Here is a 4,529-nt window from a genome sequence, read left to right on the forward strand (position 1 = left end):
AGCGGGGCAGGTCGAGCAGGTCGCCCTCCAGGCCGGACCGGGCGGCCCGCCACATCGCGGCGCGGTGCAGCGGTGGCCGGATCACCTGGATCGGCCGGCCCGCGCGGTAGTCCTGCCGGGCCCGTAGCACGAGCCCGCGGAACAGGCCGGCCAGCAGCACCACGGTGTCGGCGTCCGGGCTGGAGTCGGTGACCCGCAACTCCACGGTCGGCAGGTGGGCCGAGGGCCGGACGTCGAAGTAGACCATCTTCGGGTCGGTGATCGTGCCCGAGGCGATCAGGTCGGCCACCAGGGCGTCGTGGTCGGCGGCGGAGGTCACCACGCCGCTGTCGCCGGCGGTCGGCCAGCGCAGCCAGACCAGCGAGCGGACGCTGGCGTAGCCGCTGTCCTCACCCATCCAGTAGGGCGAGCTGGCGGAGAGCCCGAGCAGCACCGGGAGGGCCGGGGCGACCCGTTGGGCGACCGACACCGCCTCGTCGCGGTCGGGGATGCCGACGTGCACCTGGGCGCCGCAGATGAGCTGCTCCCGGGCCAGCATCTGGTATTCGTCGAGCATCCGGCGGTACCGCGAGGTGGGGGTGACCGGCAGGGAGTCGAGGTCGACCAGCGGGACCGTGCCCGCGGCGACCAGGCCGAGGCCGAGCGACTCGGCGACACCGATGGCCCGGCGGCGCAGCGACACGATCCCGTCGCGCAGCTCGTCCAGGGTGGCCGCCACCGGGGTGTTCGTCTCCACCACCGACCGGTGCAGCTCGGCCGAGAAATGCGCCTCGTCGAGCTGGTCGAGCACCTCCGGGGCCCGGGGCACGAGCTCCCGGGTCTTGAGGTCGACGACGTGCAACTCCTCCTCGACACCGAGGGTGAGCTCGGTGCCGGTGCTGCTGTCCGCCTCCTTCGCGCCGTCGTCCTCCGAGACCCTGAGTGACTCCGTCATGCCTGCGACCGCCTATGTCCTCGTCCGTTGTCCGGAGCCTTGCCAGCTCATGTACCGAACCTGTGACGTGCCCATTTCCGGCGCCGACCAAGCATGACGATCCTGACACCCCGATGCTCGCCCGCCCACCGCCCGATGCTCGCAAGCCCGCCGCGGCGTGCGCGTTCGTGCTCGCGGCTGCGCGAAAAACCGGTTCACTGCGCCCGAGCGCGCTTGTGCTTGTGCAATTACTCACCGGTGCTATGGCGCCCGGTGGCGCGCCCCCTACTCTCCGGACACCATTAACGAACGTTCGAGCGCAGGCGTTCGATGACGCATCACCTCAGGGGAGGCAGTCGTGACAATGGCCGGCGAGAAGTACGTCTACGATTTTGCGGAAGGTCATCGGGGGCTCAAGGAGCTGCTCGGCGGCAAGGGTGCGAACCTGGCCGAGATGACCCGCCTGGGCCTGCCGGTGCCGGCCGGATTCACGATCACCACCCGGGCCTGCCAGGCCTACCTGGCGACCGGCAGCAACCCCGCCGGGCTGGCCGAAGAGATCGACGAGCATCTTGCCGCACTGGAGTCCACGATGGGCCGGCGGCTCGGCGATCCGGCTGATCCGCTGCTGGTCTCGGTGCGTTCCGGGGCGGCCTTCTCGATGCCCGGCATGATGGAGACGGTGCTCAACGTCGGGCTCAACGACGCCAGCGTGGTCGGGCTCGCGGCGCAGGCCGGCGGCAACGACCGGTTCGCCTGGGACTCGTACCGGCGGCTGATCCAGATGTTCGGCAAAACGGTCTGCGACGTACCCGGCGAGGAATTCTCCGCGGCCCTGGACGAGGCCAAGAACAACCGCGGCGCGACCGATGATCTGCATCTGGACGCCGATGATCTGCGGGCCCTGGTGGATCGCTACAAATACATTTTCGCCAAGCACACCGGCTACGACTTCCCGCAGGATCCGCGCGAGCAGATGGAATTGGCGATGGCCGCCGTGTTCCGTTCCTGGAATGCCGAGCGGGCGGTTCTCTACCGCCGCCAGGAACGCATTCCGGCGGATCTGGGCACGGCCGTGAACGTGGTCGCGATGGTCTTCGGCAACCTCGGCGCGGACTCCGGCACCGGCGTGGCGTTCACCCGCGACCCGGCCAGCGGCGCCCAGGGCATCTACGGCGACTACCTGGCCAACGCCCAGGGTGAGGACGTCGTGGCCGGCATCCGCAACACCGTCCCGCTGCAGGAGCTGGCCACCCTCGACCCCCGCTCGTACGAGGAACTGCTTCAGATCATGGCCAAGCTGGAGGGCCACTACCGGGACCTGTGCGACATCGAGTTCACCATCGAGCGCGGCAAGCTGTGGATGCTGCAGACCCGGGTCGGCAAGCGCACCGCCGGCGCCGCCTTCCGGATCGCCGCCCAGCTGGTCAACGAGGGCATGATCGATCGGGACGAGGCGCTGCGCCGGGTCTCCGGGGCGCAGCTGGCCCAGCTGATGTTCCCGCGCTTCGACCTGGGCGGCGACCCGGTCGCGCTGGTCAAGGGCATCGGCGCGTCACCCGGTGCGGCGGTCGGCCGGGCCGTCTTCAGCGCGGCGCGGGCCGTCGAGCTGGCCGCCGCCGGTGAGCAGGTCATTCTGGTGCGGCGGGAGACCAACCCGGAGGATCTGTCCGGCATGATCGCCGCCCAGGGCATCCTCACCGCCCGGGGCGGCAAGACCAGCCACGCGGCCGTGGTGGCCCGCGGCATGGGCCGTACGTGCGTCTGCGGCGCCGACTCGCTGGAGATCACGGCGGACCGCTTCACCGTGGCCGGCCGGACGGTCGCCGAGGGGGACGTGATCTCGGTGGACGGCACCACGGGCTGCGTCTACCTGGGCGCGGTGCCGGTGCGCCCGTCCGAGGTCGTGCAGTACTTCGAGGGCACGCTGACCCCGCAGGAGACCGAGGATCCGCTGGTCGAGGCCGTACACGAGATCATCTCGCACGCCGACGCCGCGCGGACGCTGGCCGTGCGCACCAACGCCGACACCGCCGACGACGCGGCCCGGGCCCGGCGCTTCGGCGCCGAGGGCATCGGCCTGTGCCGGACCGAGCACATGTTCCTCGGCGACCGGCGCGAGCTGGTCGAGCGGCTGATCCTGGCCGCGACGCCCAGCGAGCGGGCGGACGCGCTGGCCGCGTTGCTGCCGTTGCAGCGGGCGGACTTCGTGGACCTGTTCCGGGCCATGGACGGGCTGCCGGTGACCGTACGGCTGATCGACCCGCCGCTGCACGAGTTCCTGCCGTCGCTGGAGGAGCTCGCGGTCAACGTGGCGGTGGCCCGGGAACGCGGCGAGGACCACGCCGAGGACGCCGAGCTGCTCGACGCCGTCCGCCGGATGCACGAGCAGAACCCGATGCTCGGCCTGCGCGGCGTACGCCTGGGCCTGGTCATTCCCGGCTTGTTCGCGATGCAGGTCCGGGCGATCACCGAGGCCGCCGTGCAGCTGGCCGGCGAGGGCCTGGACCCGCACCCGGAGATCATGGTGCCGCTGGTCGGCGCCGTGCAGGAGCTGGAGACGGTCCGCCGCGAGTGCGAGCAGATCGTGGCCGAGGTCGTCGCCGGCAGCGGCGTCCGGGTGCTGATCGGCACGATGATCGAGGTGCCCCGGGCCGCGCTGACCGCCGGGCAGATCGCCGAGGCGGCCGACTTCTTCTCCTTCGGCACCAACGACCTCACCCAGATGGGCTGGGGCTTCTCCCGCGACGACGTCGAGGGCGCGTTCTTCTGGCGCTACCTGGAGCTGGGCATCTTCGGCATCTCGCCGTTCGAGTCGATCGACCGCGACGGCGTCGGCCGGTTGATCCGGATCGCGGCCGAGGAGGGCCGGGCGGTGCGCCCCGACCTGAAGCTGGGCGTCTGCGGCGAGCACGGCGGTGACCCGGAGTCGGTGCACTTCTTCCACGAGGTGGGCCTGGACTACGTCTCCTGCTCACCGTTCCGGGTGCCGGTCGCGCGGCTGGAGGCGGGCCGGGCGGCGATCACCGCGGGGGAATCGGACAGCCGCTGACGCTGCCGGCGCGTAGGCTCCCGGGCCGTGCGACACGCGATCATCATCGGCAACACCGACGGCATCGGACTGGCGCTGACCCGGCGACTGCTCAGCGACGGCTGGGCGGTCACCGGCCTGTCCCGGCGGTCCGCCACGATCGAGCACGACCGGTACGTGCACGTCGCGGCTGATGTCACCGCCGCCGGCTACCCGCAGCAGCTGACCCGGGCGCTGGCCGCCGCGGGCCGCGTCGACCTGTGCGTCTACGCCGCCGGGGTCGGTGACCTGCTCGACCTCGACGACCTCGGGGCGCAGACCCGGGCCATCGAGGTGAACCTGCTCGGTGTCGCCCGGACGGTCGAGGTGGTCGTGCCGCACCTGCTGGCGGCCGGCGGCGGGCACCTCGTCGGCCTGTCCAGCCTCGCCGACGCGCTCATCACCCCGCAGGCTCCGGGCTATGCGGCGTCGAAGGCCGGCATGTCGGCGTACCTGCTCGCGCTGGGTGCCACCTTGCGTCCGCGCGGGGTGGCGGTCAGCACCGTGCGGTTCGGTTTCGTCGACACCAAGATGGCCAAGGGGCCG

General features: G+C 71.6%; 3 protein-coding genes. 2 read left to right on the forward strand and 1 reads right to left on the reverse strand.

What is annotated here, in order from left to right:
- A partial coding sequence (locus tag AB0C29_RS35095; RefSeq protein ID WP_360829634.1) for a YbdK family carboxylate-amine ligase occupies nt 1-934 on the reverse strand: 934 nt, incomplete at its 3' end.
- 343 nt (nt 935-1,277) lie between these two features.
- Between AB0C29_RS35095 and ppdK the strand changes: the two genes are divergently transcribed.
- Together ppdK and AB0C29_RS35105 are read left to right on the forward strand one after the other, a co-directional pair.
- On the forward strand, nt 1,278-3,965 hold the full coding sequence (ppdK, locus tag AB0C29_RS35100; protein WP_360829640.1) for a pyruvate, phosphate dikinase: 2,688 nt from the start codon (nt 1,278-1,280) through the stop codon (nt 3,963-3,965).
- A gap of 27 nt (nt 3,966-3,992) precedes the next feature.
- A partial coding sequence (locus tag AB0C29_RS35105) for an SDR family oxidoreductase (RefSeq protein ID WP_360829637.1) occupies nt 3,993-4,529 on the forward strand: 537 nt, incomplete at its 3' end.

It is taken from the genome of Actinoplanes sp. NPDC048791 (assembly GCF_040650095.1).
Lineage (GTDB): Bacteria > Actinomycetota > Actinomycetes > Mycobacteriales > Micromonosporaceae > Actinoplanes.

What these genes read in the sequence shown, in the direction of transcription:
- ppdK (WP_360829640.1), top strand. Translation starts at nt 1,278, where the DNA reads ATGGCCGGCGAGAAGTACGTCTACGATTTTGCGGAAGGTCATCGGGGG.